The sequence below is a fragment of the Photobacterium rosenbergii genome (assembly GCF_033022775.1).
GTDB lineage: Bacteria > Pseudomonadota > Gammaproteobacteria > Enterobacterales > Vibrionaceae > Photobacterium > Photobacterium rosenbergii_A.
This window is the reverse complement of record NZ_JAWJZI010000029.1, coordinates 14,945-33,271: the sequence shown is the minus strand read 5'-3', so window position 1 is coordinate 33,271 and position 18,327 is coordinate 14,945. Positions and strand designations below refer to the sequence as shown.

Genomic DNA, 18,327 nt, shown 5'->3' with positions numbered 1-18,327 from the left:
ATAGTGTTGTTTGGCGATTACACAATAACGTATCCAACCGTTTTTCGTATCTGCTTCCCGCTAATCCGAGAAGAACCTTTTTTTATGGGCTCAACGTCATCTTTAACCGGGCCTAAGGCCCGGTTAATTGGTTCATCGATTATTTGTCAGCGGCTTCTTCCATCTGGGCGTTATCGACCACGTGATTCTCACCAAGGTCATCCGGCAGGATAAGGTTCAGCAGAATTGCCACGATACCGCACAGGCTTACACCCTGCAGGCTGAACTCGCCGATACCGAAAGCCATACCACCGATCCCAAACACCAGTGTTACCGCCACAATCACTAGGTTGCGCGCCTTGTGCAGATCCACTTGGTTTTTGATCAGGGTGTTGAGGCCAACCGTGGCAATCGAACCAAACAGCAAGATCATAATACCGCCCATTACCGGTACTGGGATGGTCTGTAGAATGGCACCTAGCTTACCAACAAATGCCAGTACCAATGCAGTCACTGCTGCCCAAGTCATGATCACTGGGTTGAAGGCTTTAGTCAGCATCACGGCACCGGTCACCTCAGAATAAGTGGTGTTTGGTGGTGCGCCGAACATCGAAGCGGCCATGGTCGCGACCCCGTCACCGGCCATAGTACGATGCAGACCGGGTTTTTTCAGGTAGTCTTTACCGGTTACATTTGAAATAGCCAGCATATCCCCGACGTGCTCTACCGCTGGGGCAATAGCCACCGGGATCATGAACAGCACGGCGTTGATGTTGAACTCAGGGAAAGTGAAGTTCGGCAGTGCCAACCAAGCCGCTTGTTGGACTGGTGTGAAATCGACAACGCCGAAACCAAGGCTGACCGAGTAGCCGGCCACAATACCCGCCATAATCGGGATCAGCTTGAAGAAGCCCTTGGCAAAAACACTGAAGCCGATGGTGACTAACAGGGAAATTGCCGAAATCCATAAGGCAGCATCGCCGTTGACCAGCTGCACCGCACCGTCGCCGGTTTTACCCAGTGCCATGTTGACTGCTGCTGGCGCCAGACCAAGGCCGATAACCATGATCACCGGGCCAACAACAACCGGTGGCAGTAGCTTATGAATAATGGCTACGCCGCGTACCTTAATGATGGCACCCATGCACACGTAGATCACACCGGCCATCATCAGGCCGCCCATGGTCGCAGGGATCCCCCAGGTTTGTACGCCATACATAATCGGGGCAATAAAAGCAAAAGAGGAGGCGAGGAAGATAGGGACGGAGCGTTTGGTGATGACTTGGAAGAGGAGGGTACCGATACCGGCACCGAAGAGGGCAACGTTGGGATCCAGTCCGGTAAGAAGCGGTACCAGAACCAATGCACCAAATGCAACGAAAAGCATTTGGGCACCCTGTAAAATCTGCATCATGGTTGATTTCCACCCTGTCTGTAAAAAAAATCGCGGAATGTTAGCACAGAGGCAACCGTTTACCTAAGGGTATTGGGCAAAATTTGCCAAAAAGGGATCTCAGCATAATTTTGTGATGTACATAATGAAATCTGACAGAACTTTGACGTTGATTATTGTCATAAAGAAAAAACTTATAAGAAAGTTAGGAACAAAAAAATACAATTGAATGGATTTTTTATGTGGGAAGCAGTTGCCCCGCAAGATATGTTCAATTTATGATCGGGCATTAACTTTAGTGATAACGAGTACCTTATGTTGCGTATTGCATTACTTTTTTTGGCCCTGCTGGCTCTGCCGTTGAAGGCCGCCACGGTGACCAACCTCTATCAGGCGCAGGTTGCCTTGCCTGATACGGATCGCCAATCCGAACAAGTAGCCAGGAAGCAGGCTCTGGAACAGGTTCTGATCAAGGTATCGGGGCAGAGCAACATTGTTGAAAACGAAGTTGTTGCTAAGGCGCTGGGCAGCAGTAATCAATACGTGAGTCAGTTTAGCTATGCCAACCGAGATGGCCAGCGTACTTTGCTACTGACGTTCGATCGCAGCCGTATCCGTACCCTACTGACCCAAGCGAACTCAACGTTCTGGAGCGAACAGCGCCCGAGTGTGCTGGTGTGGTTGGTGGAAGATGCCAACCGCAGCCGTAACATTATCTGGGATCAGTCCAATAACGATTTGGCTAAGCTTATCCAGACTGAAGGCGATCGTCGTGGCGTACCGGTAATGATGCCAATCGGTGACTTTGAAGATGTCACGGCTATCAGTACTCCGGATATTTGGGGCGGTTTTGTCCAGCCTATCGCGACAGCGAGTCAGCGCTATCAGCCACAAGCTGTGCTTGTGGTCCGCGCCCGCAAACAAGATGGCGAACAAGTTGCCCTTAACTGGCAGTTGTACAGCGGCAATGTCGAGCAACTGGCACGCAATCAGGTGACTCCATCTGAAGGTCGTAACAGCGGTGAAACGGTGACAACGGTTGGCCAGATGGTCGATAGCATGGCTGACATCCTAGGGGCTAAATATGCAGTGCCACTTGGTGGTGATGCCAGCGGCCAATTAGCCGTCGTGGTTGAGAATATTCAGTCATCGCAAGATTTCTTTACCCTAGAGCGCTTGATCACCAACCTGACTTCAGTGGCTGCAGTGAATGCTTACCGTATTCAGGGCGATCGTGTGGAGTTTACCGTTCAGCTGCTGAGCACCGAGGACGTGTTCCAGCGCGAGCTGAGCCAGGACAGCCGTTTGTCTGCTGTGACGGCTCCGCTGGGCGAGACGCTGGAATCGGCCCCTCAGCCTGAAGGCTTGATCCGTGCAACGGATGCTTCCCAGCCTGCTAGCCCAGAAGCAGACAGCCCGGCGGATGTTGATGTGTCGGGTACCGAGCAGCTAGGCAGCGACATTGAAACCAAACCTGCCAAGCAAGCGACGGTGTTTAGTTGGTCTACGACGGGATCCAGTGCGGTGGCGCTGTAAGTTAGATGAAAATCTGATGAAAAAACGGTGGCCTAGGCCACCGTTTTTGTTTGGGCGAGCCTCCGAGAAGGCTACTGGCCTTCATGGCGAGCCTTCTCTTCTTTCTCTACTTGAGAGAGCTTTTTCAGCTTGAGCCCTAACTCCCTGCCACGGTGGCGGGCAAACAAAATATTGGCCATAAAGGCGCCTGTTGTCAGTGCCAGTTCGACCAGCGCCAGCCAGCGCTCACCGCCATCGACCCAGAGGATTGTCAGGGCATGGAGGAAGTAAAACATCAGGATGAAGTTGGCCCAGGCATGGGTATAAGGTTTACCCGCCAAGATCCCCTTGAGCGGAAGCAGCAGCGGAGCTATCCACACCGCGGCCATTACCATGTTATTGAGGTGTGGGTGTGGTGACAGGCTGGCCTGCCAAAGGGCCACCCACACCAATAGCCCAAGGTTGGCGGACACGGCGCTGTAGCGCAGCATACGTGTTTTTTTCTGCATGACGGTCATGGCACTATCCTTGTAGTTTGCAGGCGACTTCGGCCAGCCGTTTGCCACAAGCCTGTGCCAGTTCACACTCTTCTGTGCTCAGCTGACGGGACTGTTCGTGGTTGAGGTGCGAAGGGCCATAGGGAGTCCCTCCAGTATTGGTTGTATGCAGTGCTGGCTCCGAATAGGGCAGGCCGACGATCAACATACCGTGGTGCAGTAGCGGCAGCATCATCGACTGCAAGGTAGTCTCCTGCCCCCCGTGCATCGATGATGAAGCGGTAAACACGCAAGCGGGTTTGCCAATCAGGGTACCACTTAGCCATTCGGCACTGGTTGAGTCGATAAAATGTTTGAGTGGCGCAGCCATATTGCCAAACCGGACTGGGCTGCCAAGAGCAAGCCCAGAACATTGCTGCAGATCCGCCTTGGTGACGAGCGGATCACCTGAGGTATCCGTCTCTAGCTGGCCATCGGCACCGAGGTCGGCAACGGTGCGCAGTACTGCCTCGCAGCCGGCAATTTGCTCGATGCCTCGGGCAATCTGCCGGGCAAGCTGGCGGGTCGAGCCGTGGCGGCTGTAATAGAGAACGAGGATGCTATGCATAAGTCGCCTACCGGGTTATAGAATATCCAGCACCTGCTCTGGCGGGCGGCCCATGGCTGCACGGTCACCGTTGACCACGATAGGGCGCTCGATCAGTTTCGGGTTGGCTGCCATCGCGTCGATCAGCTGTTGTTCGGTGACGTCGGCACCGCCAAGCTCCAGCTCTTTATACAAGGCTTCTTTGGTACGCATCATGTCACGGGCTGAGGTGTAGCCTAGTTGGCTCAATAGCGTTTTGATCTGCTCGGCAGAAGGGGTGTCGTCGAGGTACTTGACGATTTCAGGGCTGATCCCTTTCTCTTCAAGGAGGGCAAGGGTCTGGCGGCTTTTTGAGCAACGAGGGTTGTGATAAATGGTGACTGACATGAAACTTCCTTCTTAAGAGTAACCGGCGTGGTAGTCACGCCGGTTACCAATTGTTTTGATGATGTTGCCCCATTGTAGAACAGCTGTCATCAAGAAGGAATGCTATGTCCGCGGTTCTTTGAGAGCGCGATCAGAGATTGGCGAAGCGCTGTCTGGCAAGCCGGAGCTGATCTATTCGTGCATCATAGCGGGCTTGGTCCAGCGAGTTGACCTCGACAATTTGGCTTGCCTGGATATACATCTGGATAGCTTTTTCCCATGCCCCGCGAAGTGCGAGCAGTTCGGCCCTGGCAGCTAGCTCGGCATCACGGCGGCCATTGGCGGCCTGTGCCTGTGCCAATAAGTGCCAACCGTTGGGGTCTTCCGGGTTGTCATAGGTATAGCGGGTGAGGATCGGGATACTTTCGTTGTTGCGATCCGCTTCCTGCAGCGCATTAGCTAAGTTAAGGCGCAAGACTTTGTTGTTCGGATTGGCTTTTTGTGCCGCTTCCAGGCGCGCAATGGCCCGGTCGTATTTTTTCTGGTGCAGATCGAGATCGGTAGCCGAGTCGATATAGAAGCGGTTATTCGGCTCTTTAGCCAATAGCGGACCAAGCAGGGCATGGGCTTTTTCGTATTGCTCAGAATCAATATACACCAGTGCCTTACCGTAGTTGACGGCATCTTTGGTCACCGCATTGCCTCTTTTTTCCTGACGCTCGAACCAATCAAGCGCCGCGCTGCTATCAATACCGGCATAGCGGGCGACGATACGCGATCTGGCCAATTGATAGCGCTGCGATGTTGCTACTTGGCGGGCCGGGAATTGGTTTGCACGGCTGCGGCTGTCGGTAATACGCGACTCCGGCAATGGGTGAGTCAGCAGCATAGGTGGCGGCGTGCTGACATAGCGGTACTGGTCGGCAAGACGGCCAAAGAAGCGAGGCATGGCCTGTACATCAAAACCGGCTTTGGACAACGTGGCTATACCGATACGGTCGGCTTCTTTTTCGTTGCTGCGGGTGTAGTTGATCTGGCCCTGTGCAGAGGCTGCCGTGGTGGCATGGATGGCGGCGATCCCCGCTTCCGGAGAGGCAATCGCCAGCATCATGGAGCCGATCAGTGCAGCCAATGTGGCCGGTGATTTCCTAGCCTGATCTTCCATACTGCGGGCAAGGTGGCGCTGGGTGACGTGGGCAATTTCGTGCGCTACCACCGAGGCAAGTTCACTTTCAGTTTTGGCATGGAGAAACAATCCGGAATGGATTGCGACATGGCCACCGAAGAATGCGAAGGCATTGATGTCCCGGTTCTGGATCATGAAAAAGTTGAACGGGGTACGGACATCGTTGGCATTGGCTACCAGGCGGTGGCCAAGATCACTAATATATTCTGACAGTAACGGATCGCTGATCACCGGCATACTGGCGCGGATCATTCGCATGTAGGCATCGCCGTATTCCATTTCTTTTTCAATGCTGAGCGTCGCCGCCGCTGCCGTGCCGATGTCGGGCAGGCTGCTTAAGTCATTGGCCGGAGCCGCAATGCTAGTGCCGAGTAATGCACTGATGAGAAGATAGGCTGGCGCCTTAGCAAATCGAAACATAGTAATAATTGATACCGCCTTCTGTTGCGTGTTCCTGCATTCGCACTACTGCGAGGCTAAATCTTTCCTGAATAACGCTGTTTTTCACCAAGGTCAGACAGCGAAACCTTTGACAGGTTTCTTTTTTGTCGTTCGAATGTCCTTTACAATAACCTGATGGATGATATTTGTCAGTATACCGGAATGGAACCTGTATTGCTTAATTTGACGACGGAACGCTGCCCAATGGCACTGCTATTGGCAAAAAGGGCAGTACAGACGCTTAATGGGGGCGACAAGCTAGAAATTCATATCACTGACACAGGGGCCAGGCAGGATATTCCCCGCTACCTCTCGAACCATGGCTTTTTTATTGATGTACGGTTGGACACCCAACAGGTACTTGAAATTATTGTGACCAAAAGGCAGTAAACAATTTATGCTGGACATGCTGACTCGCTGGTATAAGCGACGTTTTTCCGATCCCCACGCCGTGAGCCTGGTAGCTATTCTGTTGGGTGGCTTCCTGACGATCTACTTCTTCGGCAACCTGATTGCACCATTGCTGGTGGCAATTGTCCTTGCATACCTGCTTGAATGGCCGGTGATGCAGCTGACCCGTTTGGGGCTACCAAGAACGCTTTCCGTGATGGGGGTGCTGTTTATTTTTGCTGGCCTGATGGTGATGGCGGTATTCGGTCTGGTGCCAACCATTTGGCACCAGGTCGGCAATTTGATTGCCGACGTGCCAAATATGTTCAACGGCTTGCAGAATTATGTGTCCAGCCTGCCTGAGCGCTATCCTGACTTTGTCCAGCCCCACCAGGTGTCGACCTTTATGATCACGCTGCGTGAAAAAGTGCTTGGGATGGGCGAGAGCGTGGTGAAGGGCTCACTGGCATCATTGGTCAGCCTAGCGACGTTGGCGGTTTACCTGATTCTGGTGCCGTTATTGGTGTTCTTCCTGCTCAAGGACAAGGAAGAAATGCTGGAAATCCTCAGTGGCCTGCTGCCAAAGAACCGTCGCCTGACCAGCAAGGTTGGCGCGGAAATGAACCAGCAGATCTCTAACTATATTCGCGGCAAGGTTACCGAAATCTTTATTGTTGGTATCGTTAGTTACATCACCTTTGCCGTGATGGATCTGCGCTACGCCGTATTGCTTGGGGTATTGGTCGGTTTCTCGGTATTGATCCCTTATATCGGTGCGGCTGCGGTCACTCTGCCAGTGGCGATGGTCGGCTTGTTCCAGTGGGGGATCAGCCCTGAGTTCTGGTGGCTGCTGGTGGCCTACGGCATTATCCAGGCGCTGGACGGTAATGTACTGGTACCGATCCTGTTCTCGGAAGCGGTCAACCTCCACCCGGTGGCTATCATCGTCGCGGTACTGGTGTTTGGTGGTATGTGGGGATTCTGGGGCGTGTTCTTTGCTATCCCGCTGGCGACCTTGGTCAAGGCGGTGTGGAATGCCCTGCCGTCTACAGAGCTGCCACCTGACGAGCACTTGGAAGAGTAGCGGTAAGAGAATTTTACCCATGAAAAAGGCCGCAGTTGCGGCCTTTTTGCTGCCTGGACCGTTGAGCTTGTCCGCTGGAGCTGTGGTTAGCTGTTCTCTTTCAGGTAAGCCAGCACAACTTCATGGTGATCTTTGGTCTTGAACTTGTTGAAGACATGCTCGATAACACCGTTTTCATCGATCAGGAAGCTGATGCGGTGCAGGCCGTCATACTCCTTGCCCATGAACTTCTTAAGGCCCCATACGCCGAACTGATCGGCTACGGCATGATCTTCGTCTGACAGCAGGGTGAAGTTGAGGTTGTCGCGTTCGATAAACTTCGGCAGGCGCTTGACGGCATCGATACTGATACCCAGCACCTCAACGTTGAACTCGTCTAGCTCAGTTTTGCTGTCACGCAGGCCGCAAGCCTGAACCGTACAGCCCGGAGTCATGGCTTTCGGGTAGAAATAGGCGAGGACTTTCTTGCCTTTGAAGTCAGCCAGGCTGACTGGCTCGTCATTTTGGTTTTGCAATGTGAAGGCTGGCGCAGGCGTACCGGCGGTCAAAGTCTTCATAGTGGATTCCTTATTGATTATGGCCGACAAAAGTCACGTTGCCGCTGACCACGAGGTCTTGGCAAAGTGCTTCAAATTCTTCTTGTAAGGTCATTAGGTTACAGCCTTCTGGCAGGTTTGTCCCGATTTGCAGCTGAAACCTATTGGGGGAGCTGTTTTGTTTGCTTTCCTGGGTATGAGCGCTGAGTGAGGCGATATCTATCGCCCTAGAGGCAAAGAAACGGGTGAACTGTTCAATCAGTCCCGGGCTGTCGTTGGCCTCGATTTGGAAGTCAGCAGTATAGGCGTAATGACGGTATTCGTGTTTGGTGGTGCGCTTCATCACCGTCAGCAAGTCATGTTCACTGGCTTTGAGCGGTAAGGTGGATTCGACCCGGGAGATGGCGTTGGCCGAGCCGGACAGCAGCATGATAAGGGTAAACTCTTGACCGAATAAGGCCAGTCGGCTGTCAACGATGTTGCAGTCGCAAAGGGTGATGAGCCGGGTGACTTCATCCGAAATGCCCGGGCGGTCGGTGCCAACCGCTGTTACGACGAGATAATGTTCCATATATTTACATCACATTTTGAATACCTTCTGCATGTTAGCACAGACCGATTGGCTGCAAAGGAATATCTCCGGCAGATGCGACAGGTGAACGGTTGCATAACGGGCAGTGATTTGCCGTTCTGGAATGGGAGCGAAAAAGTAGTTGTAAAAGTGAGCTGTTGGCAAAGAGTTAGCCTTCACTGATTTACATACTTCTGTCTTGAGTTTACTGTTACTGAAAAGTAGTATGGTTTTTCTTGGCCGCTTGATTATTCGCTTATCCAGCATAAATTCATGACGAGGCCAGGGATATATTTATTCAGGGGAGATGGACATGTTTTCAGGAAGCATGGTAGCGCTAATTACACCGCTCGACGAAGCCGGTGAAGTCGATTACGCCAGTTTGGCGTCACTTGTAGAATACCACATTGCCGCAGGCACCGATGCGATTGTCGCCGTCGGTACCACTGGCGAGTCAGCAACGCTGACCGTCGACGAGCATGTCAAGGTGGTATTGAAAACCTTGGAGTATGCACAGGGCCGTATACCGGTCATTGCAGGTACCGGGGCCAATGCGACCCATGAAGCCATCACCTTTAGTAAACTCTTTTCTGGTACGGGTGTCGCGGGCTGTTTGACCGTTACACCTTACTACAACAAGCCAACCCAGGAAGGCCTGTACCAGCACTTCAAAGCGATTGCCGAAGCGACCGATTTGCCTCAGATCCTGTACAATGTACCAGGGCGTACCGCTGTTGACCTGTTGCCAGAAACCGTGGCTCGACTGGCGAAGATTGAAAATATCGTCGGTATTAAAGATGCAACAGCTGATTTGTCTCGTGTACAGAAAACCCGGGAACTTTGTGGCGAGGATTTTATCCAACTAAGCGGTGATGATGCCACGGGGTTGGATTTTGTTGCCAAGGGTGGCCACGGTGTGATTTCTGTTACGGCCAATGTTGCAGCAGCAGATATGGCACAGATGTTCAAATTGGCTTTATCTGGCCAGATGGATGCTGCTATTGATATCAACCAAAGGTTGATGCCTCTTCATAAGCAATTGTTTGTCGAATCCAACCCTATCCCGGTAAAATGGGCGGCACATCAGCTTGGTCTTGTCTCGCATGGCACACTTCGTCTGCCGTTGACAGAGCTGAGCGAATCTGCCCAACCAGCAGTAGCCGAAGCACTCAAGGATGCGAACGTACTGCTGTAATTTGCTAGAGCGTAGGAGCGCAGAAGCGTAATGAATTATAAGTATAAGCTGGTGGCGGCTGCCGTTGCAGTAGTAACACTGGCTGGTTGTTCTGATGGCGCGGAGCGCCGCCGTCAGGCAAATCAGGATTTTAACTACCTCAATACCCAACCGCTGGAAAGCTGGACATTGCCGAGCGATGCCCAGTCAGCGCAGGTCAGTGACTATGCGATCCCGTCGGGAGATTATCGGGGAGCGATTGGTTCTGGGGTTGATATCCGTCCGCCGCAGCAGGTACTGGCGTTGATCCCGGGCGCACGTTCGCTACAGGATGAAGATGGCGTGACTTTGGTAATGATCAAGCAGGAAGATCTGACTGATGTGTGGTCGGTGACCCGTAAATTGATTGCCGAGCAGAACATTACCCTGAGAAGCCAGAGTGCCGATGTACTTGAAACCGACTGGATCAGCTGGAATAACGAAGACGAGGATACCGAAATCGGTAGCCGTTACCGGATCGAGAAATCAGCCGATGCAGGCCGCTATAGCTACCGGATCATGCTGGTTGACTGGCGTGAAGGCGGGGTTGAGCAGACGGTGAGCGCAGATAACAAAGAGCGCTACAGCATCCTGATGACCAACTTGGTGACATCTCGCTACGATGAGCAAGAACGCGAGCAAGCCCGCCTGCGTGCCCAGGAGCTGATCAAGCAGATCCCAATTTCCATGGGTCAGGACCGCAGTGGTCTGCCGGTGATTATTGCCCGTGCACCGTATAACGTGTTCTGGGAGCGCCTACCGGAAGTCTTGGGCCAGCTTGGCTTCACTGTTGAAGGCCGTAACCGCTCGCAGGGTGTGGTCGAGGTGCAGTTCAAGTCGCCGGATGATGAATTCTGGGCGGATCTGGGTACCCAGCCTATTGAGCTGGAAAACCGTGCTTATAATCTACAGCTAGGTGATTTGGGTAACCGTACGTCTATCAATATTACTGATACCGACGGCAAGCCTGTGACCGAGCAAGCGCTGAACAGCCTTGCGCCAGTGATGGCTGCTGCTATTGAGCGAGCCAACAAAGGCTAAGTAGTCACATAGATGGCAATAAAAAACGCAGCTGATTTATCAGCTGCGTTTTTTTATGTTCTCGATAAGCCATCATTTTGCCAAGCGCTTGGTAGGGAAGGCGCTTGGCAGATTTTATCGGCTTATTTCACTTCTTCGCCTTTGGCCTGCATATCGGCATGGTAAGAAGAGCGAACGAACGGGCCACAAGCCGCGTGGGTAAAGCCAAGCTCAAGGGCAATTTCTTTCAGCTCGTCAAACTCAGCTGGCGGCACGTAGCGCTCAACCGGCAGGTGGTGACGGCTTGGTGCCAGGTACTGGCCTAGCGTCAGCATGGTCACACCGTGGGCACGAAGATCTTTCAGTACTTCGATGATCTCTTCCTTGGTTTCACCCAATCCCATCATCAAGCCAGACTTGGTTGGTACCTCAGGGTGCATCTCTTTGAATTTCTTCAGAAGATCGAGCGACCATTGGTAGTTCGCACCAGGGCGAGCCTTGCGATATAGGCGAGGAGCCGTTTCAAGGTTGTGGTTGAATACGTCTGGCGGGTTGTCGCGCAGGATGTCCAGCGCACGGTCCATACGACCACGGAAATCAGGTACCAGGGTTTCGATCTTGATTTCTGGGTTAAGAGCGCGAATTTCACGAGTACAGTCAGCGAAGTGCTGGGCACCACCATCACGTAGGTCATCACGGTCTACAGAGGTCACCACGACGTAGCGCAGTTTCATGTCTGCGATCGTTTTGGCAAGCTGCTGTGGCTCTTCGGCATTTGGCGGCAGTGGGCGGCCGTGGGCAACGTCACAGAACGGGCAACGACGGGTACAGATGGCACCCAAGATCATAAAGGTTGCCGTACCGTGGTTGAAACATTCTGCCAAGTTCGGGCAAGAAGCTTCTTCACACACGGAGTGCAGCTTGTTTTTGCGCATCGCCGATTTGATGTCCTGGATACGCTGGCTGTCTGAAGGAAGTTTGATCTTCATCCATTCAGGCTTACGCAGCACTTCTTTCGGCGCTTCCTCAACCTCGACATTGCGGGTAGGGATCAGGGCCATCTTGTCGGCATCACGGTATTTGACACCTTGTTCAATTTTGATTGGTTTACTCATGAATTGCTTTCCGTTTTCCACTCAATGCTCTGGTAATCGAGCAGGTTGACCAACTCTTCTACGAGTACAGGCTGAATTTCCGCTAGTTCAGAAGGCCCATTCAACAACGCGGTTTGCGTCATTTCCATTCCGGCATAACCACATGGGTTGATGCGCAGGAAAGGAGCCAGATCCATATTGATATTGAGTGCCAGACCGTGAAAAGAGCAACCGCGTCTGATCCGCAATCCAAGTGAACATATCTTCTGACCAGAGACATAGACACCCGGCGCATCAGGGCGGGCATTGGACTCAATCCCGAATTGGGAAAGGGTCTTGATAATTGTGTTTTCGATATGCGTGACGAGATCGCGCACACCCATTTTCTTTCGACGCAGGTCGATGAGAACATAGGCAACCAGTTGGCCCGGCCCATGATAGGTAACCTGGCCACCGCGGTCGCTTTGCACCACGGGGATATCCCCGGTGTTGAGCAGGTGCTCGGCTTTGCCGGCCTGACCTTGGGTAAACACAGGGTTGTGCTCAACCAGCCAGACTTCGTCCGTGGTTTCCGGGCTACGTTCGTCGGTGAACTTATGCATGGCCTGCCAGACGGGTTGGTAGTCTTGGCGGCCGAGGTTGCGAATTATAATCTTATCTTGCAATGTCACACCTATGTTAGTCGTTTGGCGAAGCCTGAAAAACTGACCCCCATTATAAAACTTGGCGGCTGAATTTACAGCCGCCAATTTATAGGGAAATAGGGATGTGTTTACAGCACCACACGAACGATGTCGATTTCACCCAGCTCTTTGTACAGGGTTTCTACCTGCTCAATCGATGTTGCTGTGATAGAAACAGACACGGCGCTGTAGGTCCCTTTGCCACTTGGCTTGACGTCCGGGATGTAATCGCCCGGTGCGTGACGCTGGATCACCTCGACAACCAGATCAGGGAGTTCAGGTTTGTTGTAACCCATTACCTTGTAAGTGAACTTACAAGGAAACTCTAGAAGATCTTTTAGTTTTGGCTGCTCTTGCTGCTGCATGCTGAACTCCGAGTATTTGCATTCATTTTGCGATGTTAGCCGAGCATATTAATGGGTATAGGGCTTTTTCACAAGCCATCAGGTGGGTTCGCAGGTGGGCGGAAAAGGAAGAGGCAACCCACGGCTGCCTCTTTTCTTTATATATCGGTATGTTACCTCAAGGACGGAAGAATTAGCTCAACCAGCCCTTGAACAGCAGCATGATGTAATCGATCAGGCGGCTGAACATGCTGCCTTCGTTGATATCATCCAGTGCCAATAACGGGTATTCGGCGATATCTTCATCACCGACACGGTAGTAAAGCTTACCGACCACATCGCCTTTCTGGATAGGGGCTTTCAGTTCTTTTTCCAGGACAAAGCTGGCAGTCAGATCTTTGGTCTGGCCGCGAGGCAGGGTCACGAAAGTATCTTCACTCACACCCAGCGAGACTTCGCCTTTGTCACCCATCCAAACTTTCTCGGTCACAAAAGTATCGTTGGCTTTGTGAGGAGAAACGGTTTCGAAGAAGCGGAAACCGTAGTTCAGCAGTTTCTTGCTCTCGGCTTTGCGGGCATTCGGGCTGTTGGTGCCCATCACAACCGCGATCAGGCGCATCTGGCCTTCGGTCGCAGTACTTACCAGGCTGTAGCCAGCATTGTTGGTGTGTCCGGTCTTCAAACCGTCAACATTGAGGCTCTTGTCCCATAGCAGGCTGTTGCGGTTGTACTGGGTGATGCCGTTGTAGGTAAAAGATTTCTCTTTGTAGATGGCAAACTCGTCAGGCACATCGCGGATCAGGCCCTGGGCCAGCAGTGCCATGTCATATGGCGTGGTGTAGAGGTCGGCGTTGTCGAGGCCATGCACGTTGGCAAAATGGGTGGAGTCCATGCCAAGGGTCTTGGCCCAAGCATTCATTAGATCAACGAAAGAGTCTTCAGAGCCAGCAACATGCTCAGCCATAGCGACACAGGCGTCGTTACCTGACTGGATGATGATGCCACGGTTCAGATCAGACACTTTTACTTCGCTACCGACCTCGATGAACATCTTCGAAGAGCCCGGGAAGTTCTTGGCCCAGGCGTTCTTGCTGATCACCACGGTATCGTCCATGGAGATATTGCCGCGGTTCACTTCCTGACCGATAACGTAACTGGTCATCATTTTGGTCAAGCTGGCCGGTGGGATTTGGTCATATTCTTTGTTGCCGGCCAGGATCTTGCCTGAATGGTAGTCCATGAGGACATAGCCCTTGGCAGCAATCTGAGGAGCTTCAGGTACTACAGCTGGGGCAGCCGCTGCTGTTGCTGAAGCCAGCAAGGTTGCCGAAATAGCAACAGAGCGAAAAAGTGCAGCAGATTTTTTCATGTTGGTTGTAACTTAATTTGTCGAATGTAAAAAACTTCACACACTATATCAGATTGTCAATATGAGACCAGCTTTGGGCTCGGATATGTTGTGCGGCAAGGCGAATCTTGACATAAGCTTGAGTCAAAAAAATACCAGAGCAGGTCTGTGCTCTGGTATTTTCTTATGACAGCGAGTTAGGATTTTGGTTCCAACTCACGCTTGGAAGTGATGATGAAAGCTTGCGGGTATTGCCCGGCCTTGGCTTTATCTCGCTGGATAATCGCTTCATCACGGTCGATATACGGCCCGAGGCGCAAGCGGTAGATCTCCGCCGAGTCTGCTTTCTTCAGATCAATCGAGGTGTCGAACTCTTTTTCCAGCTGCTGGGCGATTTGCTCCGCTTTACCGGCGTTGGTGACCGCCGCCAGCTGGACAAAGTAAAAGTTAGGGTTGGCGCTTTGCCATTCGTTCGGGTTATCCGGCTTGGCGACCTGGATCAGCTCGATCTTGACCGGTGCGGTACCATGCTTAATGACATCCAGCCTTGCCGCTGCCGCCATACTCAGGTCGATGATCCGACCGTCATGGAAAGGCCCGCGGTCGTTGACCCGGACAATCGCGGTTTTGCCATTGTTGGTATTGGTGACCTTGACATAGCTCGGCAGTGGCAGGGTTTTATGGGCCGCTGTCATGGAGTACATATCGTAGATCTCGCCGTTGGAGGTCCTGTGGCCATGGAATTTCTGGCCGTACCATGAGGCGTTGCCTTCTTCAACGAATGGCTGATCATCCTGCACAATTTGGTAGTGCTTGCCTCGAAGGGTGTAGTCCTTGTTGCCCGCCAGGCTTAATGGTTCATAGCGTGGCTGGGCATCTTCAATATGATCCAGCGTCGGCGAGGATTCCGGCGCGACATCGTCGGCCAGATCGTAGCGCTCGTTGCTCGGTGACGAGCTACATCCGGCAAGGATAAGAACAAGGAGTAAGGGTGATATGCGCATTTAGGTCGCCTTGGACAACATTTTTCTATGGGTATGAATAGACATCAGGATCCCGAAACCAGCCATCAGGGTGACCATCGAGGTACCACCGTAACTGACCAGAGGTAGCGGTACCCCTACAACAGGCAGCAATCCGCTGACCATCCCGATATTGACGAAAATATAAACAAAAAAGCTCAGTACGATACTCCCCGCCATCATTCGGCCGAAGGCGGTCTGGGCGCGGCTGGCCAGCAGCAACCCCCGGCCAATGATAAACAGGTAGATAGCCAGCAGGCAAAGCACGCCGATCAGGCCCCATTCCTCGGCAATGACCGCAAAGATGAAGTCGGTGTGGCGCTCGGGCAGGAATTCCAACTGGGATTGGGTTCCCTGCAGCCAGCCCTTACCGGAAAGGCCACCGGATCCAATGGCAATCTTAGACTGGATAATATGGTAGCCAGCGCCAAGCGGATCGGATTCTGGGTTGAACAGGGTCAATACCCGGGTACGCTGGTAGTCGCGCATCAGGAAGAGCCACAGCACGGGGATGAACGCCCCAACCAGTACAGCGGCCGCGCTAATGATTCTCCAGCTCATGCCTGACAGGAACAGTACGAATACCCCTGATGCGGCGATCAGGATAGAAGTCCCCAAGTCTGGCTGCTTGGCAATCAGAATCGTCGGGACGAAAATCATCACCAGTGCAATGACGATGTTCTTGAGGCTCGGCGGCAGTGGGTTGTTGCCGATAAAGCGCGCCACCATCAGTGGTACCGCCAGTTTGATCAGCTCCGAAGGCTGGAAACGGACGAAACCCAAATTCAGCCAGCGCTGGGCCCCTTTGGATGCCTCACCGAAAAATAGCACACCAAGTAGCAACAGCAGCCCGACCCCGAACAGGTAGGGTGCCCAAGTTTCATAATGGCGCGGGGAGATCTGGGCCAGAATGAACATGATCCCCAATGACAGCACCATGCGAATGGCCTGGCGTTCCATCATTGCGAGCTCCTGACCGCTGGCACTGTACATCACCATCAGGGCAAAGCCCATCAGGGTGAGGATCCCCATTAACAGCGGGAAGTCCAGATGCAGGCGGTCACTCAAGGTCCGTTTGCTGCCTGTCGCGGCCATGATGCTCATTGCGATACCTCGGCGATTTTCTTATCGACAATTTCTACCAGTGGGTCTGGGGTTTCCGGTTGAAGTAGCATGTGGTCGAAAATCCGACGTGCGACCGGGCCACCGTTGGAGGAGCCACCACCGGCATTTTCTAATACCATGGACACCACAACTTCCGGCTTATCAAACGGCGCGAAGGCGGTAAACAGGGCATGGTCGCGCAAGTGCTCTTCCAGCTCTTCGGCGTTGTATTCTTGATCTTCTGCCAGGCCAAAGACCTGTGCTGATCCGGACTTACCAGCGGCTTTGTATTCACTGCCATAAAACGGACGGCGGGCAGTACCCCGAACACCGTGAAGTACCCGGAACATACCTTCTTTAGCCACATCCCAGTACTTGGGATCAACATTGTCAATCGGCGGGAAGTCGTCGTATACCGCCGGTTTTTCAACTTCGTCATCAATGATGTCTTTGAGCAGGTGCGGCGCTTGCACTCGGCCCTGGTTAACCAGCACCGTGGTAGCCTTGGCTATTTGCAATGGCGTAGCTGTCCAGTAACCCTGGCCGATCCCTACCGGGATAGTATCCCCCTGGTACCAAGGCTGGCGGAAACGGGCTTGTTTCCACTCACGGGTTGGCATATTGGCTTTACTCTCTTCGTGGATATCAATACCTGTGTATTCACCGAAGCCGAAACGGCTCATCCAGTCTGACAGGCGATCGATGCCCATGTCGTAGGCGATTTGGTAGAAGAAGGTATCTACTGATTCTTCAATCGCCTTGTAGATATTGACCTTACCGTGGCCCCAGCGTAGCCAGTCACGGAATGGACGGCTGTTGGAGTTCGGAATACGCCAGTAACCCGGATCATTTCGGGTGGTACGGGTGGTGATCACACCTTCGCTCAGCGCGGCAACCGCAATCATTGGCTTGACCGTCGAGGCCGGCGGGTAGATCCCCAGCGTTACCCGGTTAACCAGCGGGCGGTTCTTATCGTTCAGTAATTCGCGGTATTTAGGGCCGGAAATGCCATGGACGAACAGGTTTGGATCGTAGCTCGGGCTCGAGACCATCGCCAGTACTGACGAATCACGAGGATCCATCACTACCACAGAGCCACGCCTGTACTTGATGAGCTCTTCACCGGTATCTGGGTCGAGCTTACGCTCGGTCAGTAGTTCTTTGACATAAAGCTGGAGCTCAATGTCGATATTCAGTTTGATGTCATTGCCGGGGATCGGCGGGACATATTTCAGGGTACGGATGATCCGCCCACGGCTGTTGACCTCGACTTCCTGGTAGCCGGAGGTGCCGTGCAGCATATCTTCGTAATAGCGCTCAATACCCAGCTTGCCGATGTCACGGGTCGCCTTGTAGTTATTGATTTTGTCCTCACGCTCAAGACGTTGTAAATCACGGTCATTGATCTTTGCGACATAACCCAAGACATGGGTCAGGGCTTCACCGTATGGATAATGACGCTTGAGGTAGGCTTTGACTTCAACACCTGGGAAGCGGTGTTGGTTGACTGAAAACAGGGCGACCTGTTCTTCTGTCATCTGATTGAGGATCGGCACTGACTTGAAACGACGGGTACGGCGACGCTCACGCTCGAAGCGTTCGATCTGTTCATCGGTAACGCCCATCAAGTCTTTGAGGCGATCGAAGGTGTCTTGCCTGTCCGGTACTTTTTCCGAGGTGATCTCAAGCGAGTAAACCGGACGGTTCTCGGCAAGGAGAATACCGTTACGGTCGTAGATCAGGCCGCGGTTAGGGGCGACGGGGACAATTTTGATCCGGTTATCGTTCGAACGTGTCTGGTAGTCTTCATGCTCCTGGATCTGGATATGATACAGGTTAGTGAGCAGGACCCCTACCAGCACGACGATGCCGATAAATGAGACAAGAGCCCGGCGAAAGAATAACGCCGACTCAGCCCGATGATCGCGGATCTGCGTTCGCTTTTGTCTCATTGC

At 52.8% G+C, this 18,327-nt stretch carries 19 protein-coding genes; 5 read left to right on the top strand and 14 right to left on the bottom strand.

The window, feature by feature from the left end:
• Positions 1 to 139: 139 nt before the first annotated feature.
• Positions 140 to 1,393, bottom strand: coding sequence for a uracil-xanthine permease family protein (locus R2X38_RS25675; RefSeq protein ID WP_317525199.1), 1,254 nt, complete (start codon positions 1,391 to 1,393; stop codon positions 140 to 142).
• A gap of 294 nt (positions 1,394 to 1,687) precedes the next feature.
• Between R2X38_RS25675 and R2X38_RS25670 the strand changes: the two genes are divergently transcribed.
• On the top strand, positions 1,688 to 2,908 hold the full coding sequence (locus R2X38_RS25670; protein WP_317525197.1) for a DUF2066 domain-containing protein: 1,221 nt from the start codon (positions 1,688 to 1,690) through the stop codon (positions 2,906 to 2,908).
• Positions 2,909 to 2,979: 71 nt separating this feature from the next.
• Here R2X38_RS25670 and R2X38_RS25665 read toward each other — a convergent pair whose 3' ends face one another.
• From R2X38_RS25665 to R2X38_RS25650, 4 genes are all read right to left on the bottom strand, one after another.
• On the bottom strand, positions 2,980 to 3,405 hold the full coding sequence (locus tag R2X38_RS25665; RefSeq protein ID WP_317525195.1) for a DUF2069 domain-containing protein: 426 nt from the start codon (positions 3,403 to 3,405) through the stop codon (positions 2,980 to 2,982).
• Positions 3,406 to 3,409: 4 nt separating this feature from the next.
• Complete coding sequence (gene wrbA, locus R2X38_RS25660; RefSeq protein ID WP_317525194.1) at positions 3,410 to 3,991, bottom strand: NAD(P)H:quinone oxidoreductase; 582 nt, start codon at positions 3,989 to 3,991, stop codon at positions 3,410 to 3,412.
• Between the two features lie 15 nt (positions 3,992 to 4,006).
• Positions 4,007 to 4,357: an arsenate reductase (glutaredoxin) gene (gene arsC, locus R2X38_RS25655; RefSeq protein WP_317525193.1), complete on the bottom strand. Its 351-nt coding sequence runs from the start codon at positions 4,355 to 4,357 to the stop codon at positions 4,007 to 4,009.
• Positions 4,358 to 4,487: 130 nt separating this feature from the next.
• Positions 4,488 to 5,942 (bottom strand): M48 family metalloprotease, encoded by a 1,455-nt coding sequence (locus R2X38_RS25650; protein WP_317525192.1) that lies wholly within the window; start codon positions 5,940 to 5,942, stop codon positions 4,488 to 4,490.
• A 183-nt stretch (positions 5,943 to 6,125) separates the two neighbouring features.
• Between R2X38_RS25650 and R2X38_RS25645 the strand changes: the two genes are divergently transcribed.
• Together R2X38_RS25645 and R2X38_RS25640 are read left to right on the top strand one after the other, a co-directional pair.
• Positions 6,126 to 6,353 (top strand): sulfurtransferase TusA family protein, encoded by a 228-nt coding sequence (locus tag R2X38_RS25645; protein WP_317525191.1) that lies wholly within the window; start codon positions 6,126 to 6,128, stop codon positions 6,351 to 6,353.
• A 7-nt stretch (positions 6,354 to 6,360) separates the two neighbouring features.
• On the top strand, positions 6,361 to 7,437 hold the full coding sequence (locus tag R2X38_RS25640; protein WP_317525190.1) for an AI-2E family transporter: 1,077 nt from the start codon (positions 6,361 to 6,363) through the stop codon (positions 7,435 to 7,437).
• A gap of 86 nt (positions 7,438 to 7,523) precedes the next feature.
• Here the strand turns inward: R2X38_RS25640 and bcp are convergent, their stop codons facing one another.
• Together bcp and R2X38_RS25630 are read right to left on the bottom strand one after the other, a co-directional pair.
• On the bottom strand, positions 7,524 to 7,994 hold the full coding sequence (bcp, locus tag R2X38_RS25635) for a thioredoxin-dependent thiol peroxidase (protein WP_317525189.1): 471 nt from the start codon (positions 7,992 to 7,994) through the stop codon (positions 7,524 to 7,526).
• Between the two features lie 10 nt (positions 7,995 to 8,004).
• Positions 8,005 to 8,544: a glycine cleavage system protein R gene (locus R2X38_RS25630; RefSeq protein WP_317525188.1), complete on the bottom strand. Its 540-nt coding sequence runs from the start codon at positions 8,542 to 8,544 to the stop codon at positions 8,005 to 8,007.
• A 313-nt stretch (positions 8,545 to 8,857) separates the two neighbouring features.
• Here R2X38_RS25630 and dapA point away from each other — a divergent pair, with 313 nt between their 5' ends.
• Positions 8,858 to 9,739: a 4-hydroxy-tetrahydrodipicolinate synthase gene (gene dapA / locus R2X38_RS25625; protein ID WP_317525187.1), complete on the top strand. Its 882-nt coding sequence runs from the start codon at positions 8,858 to 8,860 to the stop codon at positions 9,737 to 9,739.
• A gap of 30 nt (positions 9,740 to 9,769) precedes the next feature.
• The gene (bamC, locus tag R2X38_RS25620) at positions 9,770 to 10,798 is read left to right on the top strand and encodes an outer membrane protein assembly factor BamC (protein ID WP_317525185.1); all 1,029 of its coding nucleotides are present in this window, start codon (positions 9,770 to 9,772) and stop codon (positions 10,796 to 10,798) included.
• A 122-nt stretch (positions 10,799 to 10,920) separates the two neighbouring features.
• Here bamC and lipA read toward each other — a convergent pair whose 3' ends face one another.
• The 7 genes from lipA to mrdA all read right to left on the bottom strand — a co-directional run bounded on the left by lipA (position 10,921) and on the right by mrdA (position 18,324).
• The gene (lipA, locus tag R2X38_RS25615) at positions 10,921 to 11,892 is read right to left on the bottom strand and encodes a lipoyl synthase (protein ID WP_317525184.1); all 972 of its coding nucleotides are present in this window, start codon (positions 11,890 to 11,892) and stop codon (positions 10,921 to 10,923) included.
• A complete protein-coding gene (gene lipB, locus R2X38_RS25610) occupies positions 11,889 to 12,536 on the bottom strand; it encodes a lipoyl(octanoyl) transferase LipB (RefSeq protein WP_317525183.1) in 648 nt (215 codons plus the stop codon). The genes lipA and lipB overlap by 4 nt, the downstream gene beginning before the upstream one ends.
• 107 nt (positions 12,537 to 12,643) lie before the next feature.
• Complete coding sequence (ybeD, locus tag R2X38_RS25605; RefSeq protein ID WP_317525182.1) at positions 12,644 to 12,919, bottom strand: DUF493 family protein YbeD; 276 nt, start codon at positions 12,917 to 12,919, stop codon at positions 12,644 to 12,646.
• A gap of 172 nt (positions 12,920 to 13,091) precedes the next feature.
• Positions 13,092 to 14,267, bottom strand: coding sequence for a serine hydrolase (locus R2X38_RS25600; protein WP_317525181.1), 1,176 nt, complete (start codon positions 14,265 to 14,267; stop codon positions 13,092 to 13,094).
• Between the two features lie 176 nt (positions 14,268 to 14,443).
• Entirely contained in the window at positions 14,444 to 15,250 is an 807-nt protein-coding gene (locus R2X38_RS25595) for a septal ring lytic transglycosylase RlpA family protein (RefSeq protein WP_317525180.1), read from the bottom strand.
• Positions 15,251 to 16,372: a peptidoglycan glycosyltransferase MrdB gene (gene mrdB, locus R2X38_RS25590; RefSeq protein WP_317525179.1), complete on the bottom strand. Its 1,122-nt coding sequence runs from the start codon at positions 16,370 to 16,372 to the stop codon at positions 15,251 to 15,253.
• Complete coding sequence (gene mrdA, locus R2X38_RS25585; RefSeq protein ID WP_317525178.1) at positions 16,369 to 18,324, bottom strand: penicillin-binding protein 2; 1,956 nt, start codon at positions 18,322 to 18,324, stop codon at positions 16,369 to 16,371. The genes mrdB and mrdA overlap by 4 nt, the downstream gene beginning before the upstream one ends.
• Positions 18,325 to 18,327 lie beyond the last annotated feature (3 nt).